Source organism: Amycolatopsis acidiphila, from assembly GCF_021391495.1.
Taxonomy (GTDB): Bacteria; Actinomycetota; Actinomycetes; order Mycobacteriales; family Pseudonocardiaceae; genus Amycolatopsis_E; species Amycolatopsis_E acidiphila.
Map to the genome: position 1 here is coordinate 2,186,154 of NZ_CP090063.1, position 19,467 is coordinate 2,205,620.

The following is a 19,467-nucleotide window of genomic DNA, read 5'->3' on the forward strand; positions in this document are numbered from 1 at the left end:
ATGCGGGACGGCGACAGGTCCGCCGAAGGCGTCAAGGTGCTCGACAGCCGCCTGCGGCCGGTCCGCGCCGGCGAGGTCGGCGAGATCTACCTGGGCGAACCCGGTCTCGCTGAGGGCTACCTCGGGCAGCCGGCGCTGACCGCGACCCGGTTCGTGGCAGACCCCGGGGCCCAGGGCGGCCGGATGTACCGGACCGGCGACCTCGCGGTGGTGGACGAAGAGGGCAGGCTGTATTTCCGCGGCCGCGCCGACGACCAGGTGAAGGTCCGCGGCCACCGGATCGAGCTCGGCGAGGTCGAGGCGGTGCTGCGGTCGGCGTCGGGTGTCGGGCGTGCCGTGGTCGTCGCACGAGCTGTGCCGCCGGGGGCCGCACGACGGGACCTGTGTGCCTACGCCGTTCCCGAGCCTGGCCGCACGATCGAGCAGGCGGCGCTGGTGGCCTGGCTGCGCGAGCACTTGCCTGGGCCCATGGTGCCCCGGTACGTGTGCGTACTCGACCGGCTGCCGACCACGGTCAACGGCAAGCTCGACCGTGCGGCCCTGCCGCTTCCGGGCAGGCGTGCCGGATGCGAAGCGCCGGAGACCGACGCCGAGCGCCAGGTCGTCGACGCCATGACCGCCGTGCTGGAAGACGACGAGGTCGACGTCACCGACGACTTCTTCGCCGTCGGCGGGGACAGCGTCCGCGTCGTGCGGCTGCTGGCCCTGCTGCGCGCCGCGGGCTGGGTGGTCGGCCAGGCCGACGTTTTCGCCGCCCGGACCGCACGGGCGCTCGCGGCCCGGATCACCCGGGCCGACGGAGCCGCGACCGAGGCGGGCGCGTGGTACGAGCCGGACAGCGCGATCCGGGAAGACGTGGAGCAACGCTTCGGCCCGGGAAGTACTGTGCTGCCGGTCTCGCCGATGCAGTTCGGCATGGTCTTCCACACCCTGCTGGCCCCGGAGCAGGGCATGTACCAGGTCCAGCTGGTCTGGGACTTGGACGGGCCGCTGGACAGCGGGCGGCTGCGGACCGCGTGGGCGAAACTGCTGGACCGGCACCCTCACCTCCGGGCGGCGTTCACCATCGCCGGCGCGCGCGGCGACGTCGTGGCGGTGGTGCCCCCGTCGATCAGTCCGAAGTGGACCTGGATCGACGTCGAGGGCGCCGGTGAGCCGGGCCGGTGGATGGCCGAGGTGCTCCGGACGGAATGGCAGGGCAGCCTGAACCCCGCCGACGCACCGCTGGTGCGGCTCGCCGTCGTGCGCTCCGGCCCGGCCCGCCACCGCCTCGTCGTCACCGCGCACCACGCCCTGCTCGACGGCTGGTCCGAGCCGATCCTGCTGCGTGACCTTCTGCGCCTGTACGTGGCGGGGGAGACCCCGGTCCCGCCCGCGCCGGGCTACGAGGACTACCTGCGCTGGCTCCACGAGCAGGACGCCGCCGCGGCGCTGCGGGCCTGGACCGCGGAGCTGAGCGGAGGCAAGCCGAACCTGGTCGCGGGGGAGCCGCCGCGCCGGGCCGGCGCCGGAACGCTGACCGGGGTCGACGTCTGCTGCGCGCCGGAGACGGCCGAGGCACTGCGGGAGCGGGCGGTCGAAGCCGGAGTCACCCTTAACGCCCTGATACAGGCCGGATGGGGCCTGGCGCTGCGCCGGCTGACGGGCTCGGACGACGTCGTGTTCGGCACCACCACGTCCGGCCGCGACGCGGCGGTGCCCGGGATCGACGAGATCGTCGGGCTGTGCATCAACACCGTTCCGGTGCGCGTTCGCGCCGCGGAGGGCGATCGCGTTGTCACGCTGGCTCGTCAGGCGCAGGCGCACCAGGTGAAGTTCGCGCCGCACGCGCACCTCGGGCTCGGCAGGCTGCAGGAGGAGCTCGGCGTTCCCGCGTTGTTCGACACCGTCGTCGTCTTCCAGTCGTATCCCCGGCGGGCCGGGGAGATCGCCGCGGCGGCGGCCTGCGCAGGGCTTTCCGTCGCCGGCTTCCAGTCGTCCTCGACGGGCAACTACCCGCTGGTGTTCCGCGTGGACGTCGATCCCGCCGTCACGATGTCCGTCCAGTACGACCACACCCGGTTTCCGGCGGAGGAAGCAGCCGCGACCGCCCGGTTCCTGGAGCAGGTTTTTGAGGCCCTCGCGGCGAATCCCGACACCGCGGTCGGTGCGGTCATGGAACGCGGCGTGTTCCCGGCCCGCGTGGACGCCCAACCCGTGTCGCGTCCGGAACCTGCTGAGCAGGAAACCGAGATGGAACGCGCGTTGGCGGGCATCTTCGCTGATGTGCTGGGGCGTGATGTGTTGGGGGCCGATGAGAGTTTCTTCGCGATGGGTGGCAATTCGCTGAAGGCGACGCGTTTGGTGGGGCGGGTGCGTTCGGTGCTTGGGCTCGAGTTGTCCGTCCGGGACGTGTTCGAGAAGGCGACGGTGCGCGGGCTGGCGGCGTGCCTTCGCGTGTCCGATGTGGATGGTGAGCCCGCCGGTGTGGCGGCGCGGCCGGTGTTGCGTAAGAGGGTTGGAGGTTAGTGGTGTTGGTTCCGCTTTCGTCTGCGCAGCGTCGGCTGTGGTTTTTGTTCTGTTTGGAGGGTCCGTCGGCGACGTACAACGTTCCGTTGGTGTTGCGGTTGCGGGGTGCACTGGATGCGAGCGCGCTGGCTTCGGCGGTGGGGGATGTCGTGGAGCGGCACGAGAGCCTGCGCACGGTCTTCGTCGTCGATGAGGACGGGGTTCCGCATCAGCGGGTGGATCCGTTGGGGGACTTCGCGGTGCGGGTGCTGCACAGTACCGAGGTCGACGTGGACGAGTTCGTCGCGGGGGAGGTGGGGCACGCTTTCGATCTGGCGGGTGAGTGGCCGGTGCGGGCTTCGGTGGTGCGGATCAGCGATGTGGAGCATGTGCTGGTGCTGGTGCTGCATCATTCGGCGGCGGATGGGGAGTCGCTGGGTCCGTTGGGGCGGGATTTGGCGTTCGCTTATGGCGCGCGGCGGAGGGGGCGTGTTCCGGCGTTTGCGGAGTTGCCGGTGCGGTATCGGGATTATGCGTTGTGGCAGGAGGAGTTGCTGGGGGACGAAGACGATCCGGACAGTGTCGTCTCCCGTCAGCTGGACTATTGGCGCACAGAGCTGAGCGGTGCTCCTGAACCGCTCGCGCTGCCGCTGGACCGTCCGCGGCCGGTGGTCGCCGGGCACAGCGGGGACCTGGTCGAGTTCCGCATCGGCGCCGAGCTGGCCGACTCGGTCGCGGCCCTCGCGGCGCGTTCGGAGTGCACGATGTCGATGGTTTTTCAGGCTGCGTTGGGTGTTTTGTTGTTTCATCTGGGTGCCGGTAGGGATGTGCCGGTGGGGTCGCCGATCGCGGGCCGGGTGGATGCGGCGTTGGATGATCTGGTTGGGTTTTTCGTCAATACGTGGGTGTTGCGGGTGGATTTGTCGGGTTCGCCGTCGTCCATTGAGGTGCTGGGCCGGGTCCGGGAGAAGGCGCTGGCGGCGTATGACAACCAGGACGTGCCGTTCGAGCGTGTGGTGGAGGTGCTCAACCCCGAACGGTCCACCGCGTACAACCCGCTCTTCCAGGTTATCCTCGCCGTCAACGAACCCCTTGCGATCGATCTGCCCGGAGCCGAGGCCGCGCGCGACCGCCGCTACACCACCGGAACCGCGAAGTTCGACCTCGACTTCAGCCTGACCCATGACAGGGAGGGCGGTCTCTTCGGGGAGATCGAGTATGCGACGGAGTTGTTCGACCGGGTGTCGGTGGAGGCGTTGGCGGCGCGATTTGTGCGGGTGCTGGAGCAGGTGGTGAGTATGCCGTCGGCCCGGATCGACGATATTGATGTGCTCTCGGTGGGTGAGCGGAATTGGTTGCTGCGTGAGTTGAATCCCGTTCCTGTCGAGGTGCCGGAGCAGTCCGTTGTGGAGCTGGTAGCTGAGCGGGCGCGGGAGAATCCGGGTGCGGTCGCGGTTGTCTGTGATGAGGTGAAGCTGACTTATGGGGAGTTGATGGCCCGGTCCGGGCGGGTGGCGTGTGGTTTGGTGGCTCGTGATGTGGGCCGGGGTTCGCTGGTGGGGCTCGCATTGCCGCGGAGCGCGGATCTCGTGGTGGCCATGCTGGCGATTTGGCAGGCGGGAGCGGCTTATGTACCGATGGATCCTCGGTATCCGAGTGAACGCTTGAGTGTGGTGCTCGCGGACGCGTCTCCGGTGCTGGTGGTGACCGACCTCGCCGAGTTCGAGGCGGCGAAGGGTGTGTTGCCGGAGATCGGTGGTGGTGATGCGGCGTATGTGATGTATACGTCGGGGTCGACGGGGGTGCCGAAGGGTGTGGTGGTGCCGCATTCGGTGGTTGTGAATGGTGTGCGTGAGCTGGTTTCCGGGGTCGGTATGACCGCTGGTTCGTTGGTGTTGGCGGGGACGTCGGTGAACTTCGATGTGTCGGTGTTCGAGATTTTCGGCGGGCTCGCCGCGGGTGCGTGTGTCGAAGTGGTGGCTGATGCGTTGAGCGTGGTCGAGCGAGGCGGGTGGTCGGGCGGCGTGCTCTCCACGGTGCCGTCGGTGCTGGCCGAGTTGGTGACTGCGTTGCCTGCGGGCAGCGTGCGAGCGGACACGGTCGTGTGTGCGGGTGAGTCTTTGCCGGGTTCGCTGGTGGCCCGGGTGCGGGAGATGGTGCCTGGGGCGCGGGTGGTAAACGCCTACGGTCAGACTGAATCCTTCTATGAATCGCTCAGTGTCCTCGGCAATGTGGGTGAGGGTTCTGTCCCTATTGGACGTCCATTGCGGAATATGCGGGCTTATGTCCTGGGTCCGGGTTTGACGCCGGTGCCGGTGGGGGTGGTGGGTGAGTTGTATGTGGCGGGCGAGGTGGCGCAGGGCTATCTCAACAAGCCTGGTCTGACAGCGCGGCATTTCGTTGCTGATCCGTTTGGCCCGCCGGGTTCGCGAATGTACCGCACTGGTGATCTGGCGCGGTGGAACAGGGCGGGGGAGTTGGAGTACGCGGGCCGCGCCGACGCTCAGGTGAAGATCCGCGGGTTCCGCATCGAACCGGGTGAGGTGGAGGCCGCGCTCCTCGCGCACCCGGCCGTGTCCCGAGCTGTGGTGTCTGTGCGGGAGACCGGCGGCTCATCACGGCTGGTCGCCTATGTCGTGCCGGTGCGGGAGGTGTCGACGGCGGGCGCGGTGGACAGTATCAGCCAGGTTGATGTTTCCCTGGATAGCGGGATTGACCCGCGCGCTTTGCGGGAGTTCGTTGCTGGTGTGTTGCCGGAGTTCATGGTTCCCTCGGCGTTCGTTGTCCTTTACCACCTTCCTCTGACGCCGAATGGCAAGGTCGATCGTGGGGCGTTGCCGGATCCGGGTTTTGTCGCCAGCCGGTACCGCCCGCCAGGCACAGCCCGGGAAAAGATCCTGGCCGCCGTCTATGCCGATGTCCTCGGTGTTGATCGGGTGGGTGTGGATGATGACTTTTTTGCGGTTGGTGGGGACAGTATTCGTTCGATTCAGGTGGTGACTCGCGCCAGGGCACGCGGTGTGGAGGTCAGTGCCCGGGATGTGTTCCACGCGCGGACTGTGGCCCGCCTTGCCGAGTTGGCGCTGGCGAAGGAGGTCGATGGGACTTCGCCGGTGTTGGCTGAGTTGCCGGGTGGTGGTGTGGGTGAGGTGCCGTTGCTGCCGATTGGCAGGTATCTGCTGGAGTTGGGTGAGCGTTACCGCCGGTTCGCTATGACGCAGTGGCTTGAGCTTCCGGTCGGTCTGGATGCGGACGAACTGCTGGCTACCTTGAGCGCTGTCGTGGAGCGGCATGATGTGTTGCGCTCGCGCCTTGTGGGTGAGGTGCTGCCAGTCGCGCCTGCTGAGGGGTTCGGGGTTGAGGGTTTGGTGCGGCGGGTGTCGTGTGCGGGTCGTTGGGATGATCCGGGATGGCGTGCGTCGGCGGTGGGTGAGTTGGATGCGGCGGTGGATCGGCTTGATCCCGCTGGTGGGGTGATGGCGCAGTTCGTGTGGTTCGACGCCGGTTCGGCGGTTCCGGGCCGCCTGGTGATCGCGTTGCACCACTTCGTGATCGATGGCGTGTCGTGGCGGATCCTGCTGCCGGACCTGGCGACAGCCTGGGAGGCTGTGCGCCAGGGTGCCCGTTCTGCCCTGCCGGAAGTGGGCACGTCCGCCCGCCGGTGGGCGCACGCTCTCGCGGACGAAGCGGTGGCCGAGGGCCGCGTCGGCGAACTGGAATTCTGGAAGTCCATTGTGGATCGTCCGGATCCGTTGCTTGGTTCGCGTTCTCTGGATCCGGGGCGGGATGTGCGGGCGACCGCTGGCTCGGTGCGGGTCGAGGTTCCGGGCTCGGTGACAGAGTCCCTGCTCACAGCGGTGCCTGCCGCGTTCCGTGCTGGGGTGGAGGAGGTTCTGCTGGCTGGGTTGGCGCTGGCGGTGGCGCGGTGGCACCGCGAGCGTGGGGTTGATGCGTCGTCGGTGCTGGTGCGGTTGGAGGGTCACGGTCGGGAGGAAGCTGTGGTGCCGGGTGCGGATCTTTCCCGCACTGTCGGCTGGTTCACCAGCGTGTACCCGGTGTCGCTGGATTTGGCAGAGGTCGGTCTGGATGACCCGGGTCGGGCGGTGAAGGCGGTGAAGGAACAACTGCGGCGTGTTCCGGATAAGGGTTTGGGGTATGGGTTGTTGCGGTACCTCAATTCCGATACCGCCCCGGTGCTGGGAAAATTCTCGTCGGGGCAGATCTCGTTCAACTATCTGGGCCGGTTCTCGACCGCGGACATGCCGGAGGAGTTGCGTGGTTCGGGGTGGCGCCGGGCCGATGACTGCCGTGACCTCACCGTCGGGCTCGACCCGGATATGCCGATGATGTCCACACTGGAGATCAACGCACGCGTCACGGACGGGGCCGACGGACCCAGCCTGGGCGCGGAGTTCTGGTTTCCCAGCGGCATCTTGCACCAGGACGAGGTGACCCGGCTCGCAAAGCTGTGGCGCGCGGCGCTGACCGAGATCGCCGGGCAAAGAGGTGGCTTGACGCCGTCGGACGTTCCGCTGGTGTCGGTGGAGCAGCGTGAGCTGGAGCGGTGGGAGGCCGAGTATCCCGGGCTGCGGGACGTGTGGCCGTTGACGCCGTTGCAGTCCGGTTTGCTCTTTCACGCTCTGGTTGGTGAGTCCGCGGTGGACTCCTACCAGACGCAGCTCGCCTTGCACCTGAACGGACACGTGGACGCCGACCGGTTGCGGGCGGCCGGACAAGCGTTGCTGCAACGGTACGAGAACCTCGCCGTGGCGTTCGTGACCGACTCCCAGGGCGAACACGTGCAGCTGGTGCTGGACGAGGTGCGACTGCCCTGGCGCGAGGTCGACCTGCGGGCCATGTCCGGCGAGAAGCGGCAGGCAGCATTCGAGGACGTCCTCGCGGGGGACCACGCGCTGCGGTTCGACCCGGCGACGCCCCCGCTGCTGCGGATGACGCTGGTCCGGATGACCGAGGACCGATCCGAGCTGCTGCTGACAGCACACCACGTGCTCTTCGACGGCTGGTCCTTCCCGATCCTGGTCCACGACCTGATGAGCCTCTACCGGCTGGGCGCGGACGCCGACACCGGAAGCCTGCCGCGGGTCTCGGGTTACCGGGACTTCCTGGCGTGGCTGTCCAAACGCGACAGTGCGGCGGCCGCCCGCGCCTGGGCGGCGGAGCTGGACGGCCTGACCGAACCGACCCTGCTCGGCGGCGGGCGGGCGACCGACGGCGATCCCGTCATCAGCCAGCTCGACGTCCCGCTCGGCGCGGAGCGGGCGCAGGCCCTCGGTCACCGCGCGGCCGAACTCGGCATCACCGTGAACACGCTGACCCAGGGCGCGTGGGCGCTGCTGCTGTCCCAGCTGACCCACCGCCGCGATGTCGTGTTCGGTGCCACGGTGTCCGGCCGCCCCGCCGAACTGGCCGGGGTGGACTCGATGGTCGGGCTGTTCATCAACACGCTCCCAGTCCGGGTCGACTGCGCCCCGGGGCGGCAGATCGCCGACCTTCTCACCGACCTGCAGGACCGGCAGACCGCGTTGCTGGAGCACCACCACCACTCGCTCAGCGAGATCCAGCAGCCGACCGGGCTCAAGACGCTGTTCGACACGCTGCTCGTGTTCGAGTCCTACCCGTTCGACCGCGCCGCGATGACCCAGGCCTCGTCGGCCGCGGCACTCGAGCTCACCGGCATCCGGTCCTTCTCCGGCACGCACTACCCGCTGATGCTCGTTGCCAGCGCCGACCCGAACCTGCGGCTGTCGTTCCAGTACCAGCCCGCCCTCCTCGGCCGCAGCACCGCCGAAGCCATCGCACGGCAGCTCGTGAGAGTGCTGGAGCACATCGCGGACGACCCTGGCGCGCCGGTCGGCAGTATCGGCATCGTCGCCGCGGACGAGCGGAACCGGTTGCTGCGGGAGCTGAACCCGGCGCCCGTCGAGGTGCCGGAGCAGTCCGTGGTGGAGCTGGTGGCGAAGCGGGCACGGGAAAACCCGGGCGCGGTCGCGGTCGTCTGCGACGACGTCAAGCTGACGTACGAGGAGCTGGAGACCTGGTCCGGGCAGGTCGCCGGCGGTCTGGCCGCCCGGGGCATCGGTGCGGGTGAGCTGGTCGGCGTGGCGCTGCCGCGGTCGGTCGACCTGGTCATCGCGATGCTCGGGATCTGGAAGGCCGGGGCCGCCATGATGCCGATGGACCTCCGCTATCCCGCCGACCGGCTGGCCCTGCTGATCGTCGACGCGCAGCCGGCGCTGATCGTCACCGACACGCCGAGCGCGGTCACGCTCCCGCTCTGCTGCGTGCCCTGGACGGACATCATCGAGCTCACCGTCCACTGCGACGACGTGCCCGACCCCGAAGGCACCGGCGAAATCGCGTACGTGATGTACACGTCGGGCTCCACCGGCACGCCGAAGGGCGTCGTGATGCCGCATTCGGCGGTCGTCAACGGTCTGCGGGCCCTCCTGCCGCGGGTCGGCCTCGGCCCCGGCTCCTCTGTGCTGGCCGCCACGTCGGTCAACTTCGACGTCTCGATGTTCGAGATCTTCGGAGGCCTGGCCGCGGGGGCGTGCGTCGGGATCGTGCCCGACGCGCTCGCCGTGGCCAGGAGCGGGGGCTGGACGGGGGGCGTGCTCTCGACCGGACCCTCGGTGCTCGCCGAGCTGGCCGCGGCCGTACCGCCGGGTGGCATGGCCGTCGACACCGTGGTCTGCGCCGGGGAGTCCCTGCCGGGAGCGCAGGTGGCGCGGGTGCGGGAGATCGTGCCGGGCGCACGGGTGGTCAACGCCTACGGCCAGACCGAATCGTTCTACGCATCGGTCCACGTGCTGCCCGCCACCGAGGACTTCGACCGGGACACCGATCTCCCGATCGGACGTCCACTCGGGAACATGCGTGCGTATGTGCTCGGTCCCGGCCTCTCGCCGGTGCCCGCCGGGGTGGTCGGCGAGCTGTACGTGGCGGGTGAAACGGCCTGGGGCTATCTCAACCAGCCGGGGCTCACCGCGCACCGCTTCGTCGCCGACCCGTTCGGGCCGCCGGGCTCGCGGATGTACCGCACCGGCGACGTGGCCCGTTGGAACGAGGCGGGGGAGCTGGAGTATGTGGGCCGGGCCGACGCACAGGTGAACGTCCGAGGGTTCCGGATCGAGCCGGGCGAGGTCGAGGCGGCACTGCTGGCCCACCGCGGGGTGGCGCAGGCCGCCGTCGCGGCCCGCGGGACCGGAAGTACCCGGCAGTTGGTCGCGTACCTGGCGCCCGCCAACGGAATCGACGTCGCCGCGGTCCGTGCGACCGCCGCCGACCGGCTGCCGGAGTTCATGATCCCGTCCACCTTCGTGCTGCTCGACCGGCTTCCGCGGACACCGAACGGAAAACTCGACCGGCGCGCGCTCCCCGATCCCGGCACTGTCGTCACGGATTCCTCGCCGGACAACGAAACCGAACGCGCGTTGGCGGGCATCTTCGCTGATGTGCTGGGGCGTGATGTGGTGGGGGCCGATGAGAGTTTCTTCGCGATGGGTGGCAATTCGCTGAAGGCGACGCGTTTGGTGGGGCGGGTGCGTTCGGTGCTGGGGCTCGAGTTGTCCGTCCGGGACGTGTTCGAGAAGCAGACCGTGCGTGGTTTGGCGGCTGCATTGCCGGTGCCCGGTGCGAACGCGGAACCGGCGGCCGGTCCGGCGCGGCCGGTGTTGCGCAAGAGGGTTGGAGGCTAGTGGTGTTGGTTCCGCTTTCGTCCGCGCAGCGTCGGCTGTGGTTTTTGTTCTGTTTGGAGGGTCCGTCGGCGACGTACAACGTTCCGTTGGTGCTGCGCTTGCGTGGGTTGCTGGATGCGAGCGCGTTGGCGTTGGCGGTGGGGGATGTTGTCGGGCGGCACGAGAGCCTGCGCACGGTCTTCGTCGTCGATGACGACGGGGTTCCGCATCAGCGGGTGGATCCGCTGGGGGACTTCGCGGTGCGCGTGGTCGAGGGCTCCGGGGACCTCGACGCACTGGTGGCCGAGGAGGTGGGGCACACCTTCGATCTGGCGAACGAGTGGCCGGTGCGGGCTTCGGTGGTGCGGATCAGCGATGTGGAGCACGTGCTGGTGCTGGTGCTGCATCATTCGGCGGCGGACGGGGAGTCGCTGGGTCCGTTGGGGCGGGATTTGGCGTTCGCTTATGGCGCGCGGCGGAGGGGGCGGGCTCCGGTGTTCCCGGAGTTGCCGGTGGGGTATCGGGATTATGCGTTGTGGCAGGAGGAGTTGCTGGGGGAGGAGGACGATCCGGACAGTGTCGTCTCGCGCCAGTTGGATTACTGGCGCACGGAGCTGCGGGACGTTCCCGAACCGCTCGCGCTGCCACTGGACCGCCCGCGGCCCGCGGTCGCGAGCCATCACGGGGACCTGGTTGAGTTCCGTGTTGACCCCGGCCTCGTGGCGTCGCTGGAGGAGCTGGCGGCGCGTTCGGAGTGCACGATGTCGATGGTTTTTCAGGCTGCGTTGGGTGTTTTGTTGTTTCATCTGGGTGCCGGTAGGGATGTGCCGGTGGGGTCGCCGATCGCGGGCCGGGTGGATGCGGCGTTGGATGATCTGGTTGGGTTTTTCGTCAATACGTGGGTGTTGCGGGTGGATTTGTCGGGTTCGCCGTCGTTCGCTGAGGTGCTGGGCCGGGTCCGGGAGAAGGCGCTGGCGGCGTATGACAACCAGGACGTGCCGTTCGAGCGTGTGGTGGAGGTGCTCAACCCCGAACGGTCCACCGCGTACAACCCGCTCTTCCAGGTCATGCTGGCCTGGCAGAACACTTCGTACTCGGCGCTCGAACTGGAGGGCGTCTCGGTCACCCAGGAGATCGCCGGGACCGGCACCGCGCGGTTCGACCTGCTGTTCAACCTCCACCAGCCCCGTGGCGACGCAGCCGCGACGAGGGCCCCGGTCTTCGGGGAGATTGAGTATGCGACGGAGTTGTTTGATCGGGTGTCGGTGGAGGTGCTGGCGGCGCGGTTTGTGCGGGTGCTGCAGCAGGTGGTGAGTACCCCATCGGCCCGGATCGATGGTATCGATGTGCTTTCGGTGGAGGAGCGGAACTGGTTGCTGCGGGAGCTGAATCCGGTGCGTGTCGAGGTGCCGGAGCGGTCGGTGGTGGAGCTGGTGGCGCAGCGGGCGCGGGAGTTTCCCGACGAGGTCGCGGTGGTGTGCGGCGAGGAGAGACTGACCTACGGCGCGTTGATGGCGCGGTCCGGGCGCGTGGCGTGTGGCCTGTTGTCCCGTGGGGTGGGGCGGGGTTCGTTGGTGGGGTTGGCGTTGCCGCGGAGTGTGGATCTTGTGGTGGCGATGCTGGGGGTTTGGCGGGCTGGGGCGGCGTATGTGCCGGTGGATCCTCGGTATCCGAGTGAACGTTTGAGTGTGGTGCTGGCGGATGCGTCTCCGGTGTTGGTGGTGACGGATGTCGCCGACCTTGAGGCGGCGGAGGGTGTGTTGCCGGATATTGGTGGTGACGATATCGCGTATGTGATGTATACGTCGGGCTCCACCGGCACGCCGAAGGGCGTCGTGATGCCGCATTCCTCGATCGTCAACGGTGTGCGTGAGTTGGTTTCCGGGGTGGGGGTTTCTGCTGGTTCGTTGGTGTTGGCGGGGACGTCGGTGAACTTCGATGTGTCGGTGTTCGAGATTTTCGGTGGGTTGGCTGCGGGTGCGTGTGTGGAGGTCGTGGCTGATGCGTTGAGCGTGGTCGAGCGAGGCGGGTGGTCGGGTGGGGTGTTGTCCACGGTGCCGTCGGTGCTGGCGGAGTTGGTGTCGGCGTTGCCGGTGGGCAGTGTGTACGTCGACACTGTTGTGTCGGCGGGGGAGGCGTTGCCGGGTTCGCTGGTTACTCGGGTGCGGGAGATGGTGCCTGGGGTGCGGGTGGTGAATGCCTATGGTCAGACCGAGTCGTTCTACGAGTCTCTGAGTGTCCTCGGCAATGTGGGTGAGGGTTCTGTCCCTATTGGACGTCCGTTGCGGAATATGCGGGCTTATGTTCTGGGGCCGGGGCTTTCCCCGGTGCCTCCCGGGACGGTGGGGGAGCTATATGTGGCGGGTGAGATCGCGCAGGGGTATTTGCACCAGCCCGGTCTCACGGCAACACGGTTTACCGCCGATCCGTTTGGTCCTGCGGGTTCGCGGATGTATCGCACCGGCGACCTCGCCCGCTGGAACGAAGCGGGAGAGTTGGAGTATGCGGGCCGCGTCGATGCGCAGGTGAAGATCCGCGGGTTCCGGATCGAACCGGCCGAAGTCGAAGCCGCACTACTCGCGCACCCGGCCGTCGCTCAGGCCGTGGTACTGGCCAAGGACACCGACGGTGTGCCGAGGCTGATCGGCTATGTGGTGCCCGCGCGGGAGCTGATCACGTCCGGCACCGTCGAGAGCATCAGCCAGGTCGACGTGGCGCTGGACGGTGGGATCGACCCGCGCGCCCTGCGGGAGTTCGTCGCTGGTCTGTTGCCGGAGTTCATGGTTCCTTCGGCGTTCGTCGTGCTGGAGCGGCTGCCGCTGACCCCGAATGGCAAGGTCGATCGCGGGGCGTTGCCGGATCCGGGTTTTGTCGCCAGCACGTACCGTCCGCCGAGCACAGTTCGCGAGAAGGTGCTCGCCGCCGTGTACGCGGAGGTGCTGGGCGTCGGCCGGGTCGGGGTGGACGACGACTTTTTCGCGATTGGTGGGGACAGTATCCGTTCGATCCAGGTGGTGACCCGCGCCAGGGCACGCGGTGTGGAGGTGAGTGCCCGGGATGTGTTTCATGCGCGGACGGTGGCCCGTCTTGCCGAGCTGGCGTTGGCGAAGGAGGTGGATGGCGGGCCGCCGGTGCTGGCCGAGTTGCCGGGTGGTGGTGTCGGTGAGATGCCGTTGCTGCCCATCGGCCGGTACCTGCTGGAGCTGGGGGAGCACCACCGCCGGTTCGGCATGTGGAGCTGGTTGGAAGTACCCGCCGGTATGGATTTCGACGGGTTGCTGGCCGTCCTGAGCGCCGTCGTGGAACGGCACGACCTGCTCCGGTCACGCCTCGTGGATGACGCGCTGGAGGTGGCGCCTGCCGAGGGGTTCCCAGTCGAAGGTTTGGTGCGGCGGGTTTCGTGTTCTGGTCGTTGGGACGATCCGGCGTGGCGGTTGTCGGCGCTGGTCGAGCTGGACACCGCGGTAGATCGGCTTGATCCCGCTGGTGGGGTGATGGCGCAGTTCCTGTGGTTCGACGCGGGGCCGGCGGTTCCGGGCCGGTTGGCGATCGCGTTGCACCACTTTGTGGTGGACGGGGTGTCGTGGCGGATCCTGCTGCCGGATTTGGCGACGGCCTGGGAGGGAGTGCGTCAGGGTATCCGGCCTGCGCTGCCGGAGGTGGGCACGTCGGCCCGCCGGTGGGCGCACGCGCTGATCGAGGAGGCCGCTTCGCCGAAGAGAGTGGCGGAACTGGACTTCTGGCGCTCCGCTGTGGACCGGGCGGACCCGTTGCTCGGAGCACGCGACCTCGATCCGGCGCGCGATGTCCGCGCCACGGCGGACTCGGTGCGGGTCGAGGTCCCGGCCGGGGTGACGCAAAGGTTGCTGGCCGAGGTTCCTTCGGCGTTCCGCGTCGGCGTGGACGATGTTCTGCTGGCCGGCCTGGCGCTCGCGGTCGCGCGCTGGCGCCGGGAACGGGGGATTGACGCGTCGTCGGTGCTGGTGCGGTTGGAGGGTCACGGTCGGGAGGAAGCTGTGGTGCCGGGTGCGGATCTTTCCCGCACTGTCGGCTGGTTCACCAGCGTGTACCCGGTGTCGCTGGATTTGGCAGAGGTCGGTCTGGATGACCCGGGTCGGGCGGTGAAGGCGGTGAAGGAACAACTGCGGCGTGTTCCGGATAAGGGTTTGGGGTATGGGTTGTTGCGGTACCTCAATTCCGATACCGCCCCGGTGCTGGGAAAATTCTCGTCGGGGCAGATCTCGTTCAACTATCTGGGCCGGTTCTCGACCGCGGACATGCCGGAGGAGTTGCGTGGTTCGGGGTGGCGCCGGGCCGATGACTGCCGCGACCTTACTGTCGGGCTCGACCCAGGCATGCCGATGATGTCCACACTGGAGATCAACGCGCTGGTGGTCGACGGCGCGGACGGGCCCAGCCTGGGTGCCGACTTCTGGTTCCCCGCGGGAATCCTCGACCAGGACGACGTTGTCAGGCTCACGGCGCTGTGGTGTGCGGCGCTGACCGAGATTACCGAGCAGCCCGGTGGTCTCACGCCCTCGGACGTTCCGTTGGTGTCGGTGGAGCAGCGTGAGCTGGAGCGGTGGGAGGCCGAGTATCCCGGGCTGCGGGACGTGTGGCCGTTGACAACGTTGCAGTCCGGGTTGCTTTTCCACGCTCTGGTGGGTGAGTCTGGGGTGGACTCCTACCAGACGCAACTCGTGTTGCACCTGAATGGACGGGTAGACGCCGACCGGTTGCGGGCGGCCGGGCAGGCGTTGTTGCATCGGTACGAGAACCTCGCTGTAGCGTTCGTGACCGACTCCCAGGGCGAACACGTGCAACTGGTGCTGGACAACGTGCCACTACCCTGGCGGGAGATCGACCTGCGGGGATTGCCGGAACCCGCCAGGCAGGAGGCGTTCGAACGAGAACTGGCCGCCGACCACGCTCAACGGTTCGACCCGGCGGCGCCCCCGCTGCTGCGGATGACGCTGGTCCGGATGGCCGCGGACCGGTCCGAGCTGGTCCTGACCGCACACCACGTGCTCTTCGACGGCTGGTCCTTCCCGGTGCTGATCCATGACCTGATGAACTTCTACCGCGGGGGCGCGGCGCCCCGGTCGGCGGGTTACCGGGACTTCCTGGCGTGGCTCTCCAAACGCGACAGTGCGGCGGCCGCCCGCGCCTGGGCGGCGGAGCTGGACGGCCTGACCGAACCGACCCTGCTGGCGGGTGGCCGCACGGCTTCCGGCGATCCCGTCATCAGCCAGCTCGACGTCCCGCTCGGCGCGGAGCTGGCCCAGGCGCTGGGCCGCCGAGCGGCCGAGTCCGGGGTCACCCTCAACACGGTGGTGCAGGGCGCGTGGGCGCTGCTGCTGTCCCAGTTGACCCACCGCCGCGATGTCGTGTTCGGTGCCACGGTGTCCGGCCGCCCCGCCGAACTGGCCGGGGTGGACTCGATGGTCGGGCTGTTCATCAACACCTTGCCGGTCCGGGTGGGGTGCGATCCGGCGCGGCCGGTGCGGCAGCTGCTGACCGGGCTGCAGGACCGGCAGACGGCGTTGCTGGAGCACCACCACCACTCACTGAGCGAGATCCAGCGGTCGACAGGATTGAAGGAGCTGTTCGACACCCTGGTGGTGTTCGAGTCCTACCCGTTCGACCGGGCCGCGATGACCCAGGCCTCGTCGGCCGCGGCATTGGAGGTGACCGGCATCCGGTCCTTCTCCGGCACGCACTACCCGCTCACGCTGATGGCCAGCGCCGAAACCAACCTGCGGCTTTCCCTCCAGTACCAGCCGGGCGTACTAGGCCGGGACACCGTGGCGGACCTCGCCCGCCGGCTGGTCCGGGTCCTTGAGTGCGTCGCGGAGCGTCCGGACACCCCCGTCGCCGGAGTCGTCGTCCTCACCGAGGAGGAGCGGAACTGGTTGCTGCGGGAGCTGAATCCGGTGCGTGTCGAGGTGCCGGAGCGGTCGGTGGTGGAGCTGGTGGCGCAGCGGGCGCGGGAGTTTCCCGACGAGGTCGCGGTGGTGTGCGGCGAGGAGAGACTGACCTACGGCGCGTTGATGGCGCGGTCCGGGCGCGTGGCGTGTGGCCTGTTGTCCCGTGGGGTGGGGCGGGGTTCGTTGGTGGGGTTGGCGTTGCCGCGGAGTGTGGATCTTGTGGTGGCGATGCTGGGGGTTTGGCGGGCTGGGGCGGCGTATGTGCCGGTGGATCCTCGGTATCCGAGTGAACGTTTGAGTGTGGTGCTGGCGGATGCGTCTCCGGTGTTGGTGGTGACGGATGTCGCCGACCTTGAGGCGGCGGAGGGTGTGTTGCCGGATATTGGTGGTGACGATATCGCGTATGTGATGTATACGTCGGGCTCCACCGGCACGCCGAAGGGCGTCGTGATGCCGCATTCCTCGATCGTCAACGGTGTGCGTGAGTTGGTTTCCGGGGTGGGGGTTTCTGCTGGTTCGTTGGTGTTGGCGGGGACGTCGGTGAACTTCGATGTGTCGGTGTTCGAGATTTTCGGTGGGTTGGCTGCGGGTGCGTGTGTGGAGGTCGTGGCTGATGCGTTGAGCGTGGTCGAGCGAGGCGGGTGGTCGGGTGGGGTGTTGTCCACGGTGCCGTCGGTGCTGGCGGAGTTGGTGTCGGCGTTGCCGGTGGGCAGTGTGTACGTCGACACTGTTGTGTCGGCGGGGGAGGCGTTGCCGGGTTCGCTGGTTACTCGGGTGCGGGAGATGGTGCCTGGGGTGCGGGTGGTGAATGCCTATGGTCAGACCGAGTCGTTCTACGAGTCTCTGAGTGTCCTCGGCAATGTGGGTGAGGGTTCTGTCCCTATTGGACGTCCGTTGCGGAATATGCGGGCTTATGTTCTGGGGCCGGGGCTTTCCCCGGTGCCTCCCGGGACGGTGGGGGAGCTATATGTGGCGGGTGAGATCGCGCAGGGGTATTTGCACCAGCCCGGTCTCACGGCAACACGGTTTACCGCCGATCCGTTTGGTCCTGCGGGTTCGCGGATGTATCGCACCGGCGACCTCGCCCGCTGGAACGAAGCGGGAGAGTTGGAGTATGCGGGCCGCGTCGATGCGCAGGTGAAGATCCGCGGGTTCCGGATCGAACCGGCCGAAGTCGAAGCCGCACTACTCGCGCACCCGGCCGTCGCTCAGGCCGTGGTACTGGCCAAGGACACCGACGGTGTGCCGAGGCTGATCGCTCACGTCGTCGCCGACGACGAGACCGGCCCGCGTGACCTGCGTGAGTTCGTCGCGGGCCTGCTGCCGGAGTTCATGGTCCCCTCCGCGATCGCCGTCCTCGACCGCTTCCCGCTGACCCCCAACAGAAAGCTCGACCGCCACGCCCTGCCGGATCCGGCGGCCGCCACCACCCGCCGCGCACCGCGCACGGCGGTGGAGCAGGCGCTGGCCGCGCTCTTCGCCGAGGTGCTCGGCGTCGACCAGGCCGGGATCGACGACGACTTCTTCGAGATCGGCGGCCATTCACTGCTCGCCGCCCGGCTGACCAGCCGCATCCGCGCCAGGCTGGGCGTGGACGTGCCACTGCACCTGGTCTTCCAGCACCCCACCGTGGCCGCGTTGGCCGGCCGGCTCGGCGAGCCCGGACGCCGGTACGACCGGGCCGACCCGTTCGCCGTCGTGCTCCCGCTGAGCGAGGACGGCCCGGGCGAGTGCGTCTGGTGGATCCACCCCGGGCTCGGCCTGGGCTGGCCGTACATGAACTTCACCCGCCACCTGCGTGATCGCCCCATGTTCGCCATCCAGGCCAAGGCGCACAGCGAACCGGGATACCGGTGCCCGTCGGTCGGGCAGATGGTCGCCGAGTACGTGGCGGAGATCCTGCGCGTGCAGCCGGAAGGTCCCTACCACCTGGCCGGTTACTCCTTCGGTGGCACGGTCGCCCACGCCGTCGCAGCCGGGTTGCAGGCGCGGGGCAAACGGGTCGGGGTGCTCGCGCTGCTCGACTGTGCCCCCGGGTCCTACTTCACCGAGGCCATGGAGAAACCGCTCGGCGAGGTGGAAACCGCGCTGGCCGGGTTCGTCGGCGCGATGTCGGGCGAGGAGGACGCGGAGGAGCTGGTCACCCGGTGCGCTCAGATCCTGATCGACTGCACCGACCTGCTGCCGGAGTTCGAGTCGCCCACGTTCGACGGGAACGCGCTGTTCTTCCACGCCATCCGCGACGAAGGCACGAGCAGCCGGCTGTGGGAACCGTTCGTCACCGGGCACGTGCGCAGCTGCCCCGTCGACGTGACCCACGCCGACATGGTCCTGGAATGGGCGGTCGCGGCCATCGCACCGGAGATTGCGCGCGAACTCGAAGGAAACGACCATGACTGACGACACCTGCCTGAGCCGGTTCACCCGCCAGGCGGAACAGCGGGGTGCCGCGCCCGCCGTGTGCGAGGGTGAGAGGACGGTCAGCTTCGCCGAGCTGGACGAACGGGCCGCCCGCGTCGCCGGGACGCTGATCGCCGGAGGCGTGCGGCCGGGGGAGCTCGTCGGGCTGCTGCTGCCCAGCTCGGCCGGATTCCTGGCGGGGCTGCTGGGAACCTGGCGGGCGGGTGCCGCCTTCGTGCCGCTCGACCCCGGCCAGCCGGACGCCCGGCTCGGCCGCATCCTGGCCGACACCGGCGCACGCGTGGTGGTCACCGACCACGAGCTCGCGGCCGGGCGAGCCGAACTGCTCGCCGGACGCCGGACCGTCGATGTCGCCGGAACCGGCGAGTACCGCGAACACCGTAAGCCTTCCCCCGGCGACCTCGCCTACGTGCTCTGCACGTCGGGTTCTACGGGGCGTCCCAAGGGAGTCATGGTTCCGCACGCGGCGGTGACCCGTTACGTCGACTGGCTCCGGGCGGTGCTGCCGGTCGCCGCGCCGGTTTCCAGCCTCTGCCACACCTCGACCGGCTTCGACTTCACCTACTCCGGCCTGCTGCTCTCGCTCAGCACGGGCGGGTGCGTGGTGGTGGCGCCGCCGCGGTCGCGGCTCGAAGACCTCGGTGAGCTCATCGCGACCGCCGGGGTCGACCTGGTCCGGCTCACTCCGTCGCATGTGGACGTACTGGCCGCGGCCCCACCCGGCACGCCACCCCGTGGTCCCCGCGTCTTCCTCGTCGGCGGTGAACAGCTGCTGGCCCGGCACGTGCGAACGCTGCGGGCGCTGTTCCCGGGCACTGTGGTCAACAACCACTACGGGCCGACCGAAGCGGTGATCGGCCGGAGCACATTTCCGGCGCGGGAACCGGATTCCCCCGATGAGGCCCCGGTCCCGATCGGGATCCTGCCCGCCTGAC

4 protein-coding genes are annotated in these 19,467 nt (G+C 68.6%); all 4 read left to right on the forward strand.

The window, feature by feature from the left end; genetic code table 11:
- Genes LWP59_RS10700 through LWP59_RS10715 form a run of 4 tightly spaced genes read left to right on the forward strand, consistent with a single transcriptional unit; the run spans position 1 to position 19,466 of the window.
- The gene (locus LWP59_RS10700; RefSeq protein WP_144644365.1) at positions 1–2,508 is read left to right on the forward strand and encodes a condensation domain-containing protein; all 2,508 of its coding nucleotides are present in this window, start codon (positions 1–3) and stop codon (positions 2,506–2,508) included.
- 2 nt (positions 2,509–2,510) lie between these two features.
- Positions 2,511–10,205, forward strand: coding sequence for a non-ribosomal peptide synthetase (locus LWP59_RS10705; protein ID WP_222425722.1), 7,695 nt, complete (start codon positions 2,511–2,513; stop codon positions 10,203–10,205).
- 2 nt (positions 10,206–10,207) lie between these two features.
- A complete protein-coding gene (locus tag LWP59_RS10710) occupies positions 10,208–18,511 on the forward strand; it encodes a non-ribosomal peptide synthetase (RefSeq protein WP_233921986.1) in 8,304 nt (2,767 codons plus the stop codon).
- On the forward strand, positions 18,504–19,466 hold the full coding sequence (locus tag LWP59_RS10715) for an AMP-binding protein (RefSeq protein ID WP_144645785.1): 963 nt from the start codon (positions 18,504–18,506) through the stop codon (positions 19,464–19,466). Before LWP59_RS10710 ends, LWP59_RS10715 begins: the two co-directional genes overlap by 8 nt.
- Position 19,467: the final 1 nt, after the last annotated feature.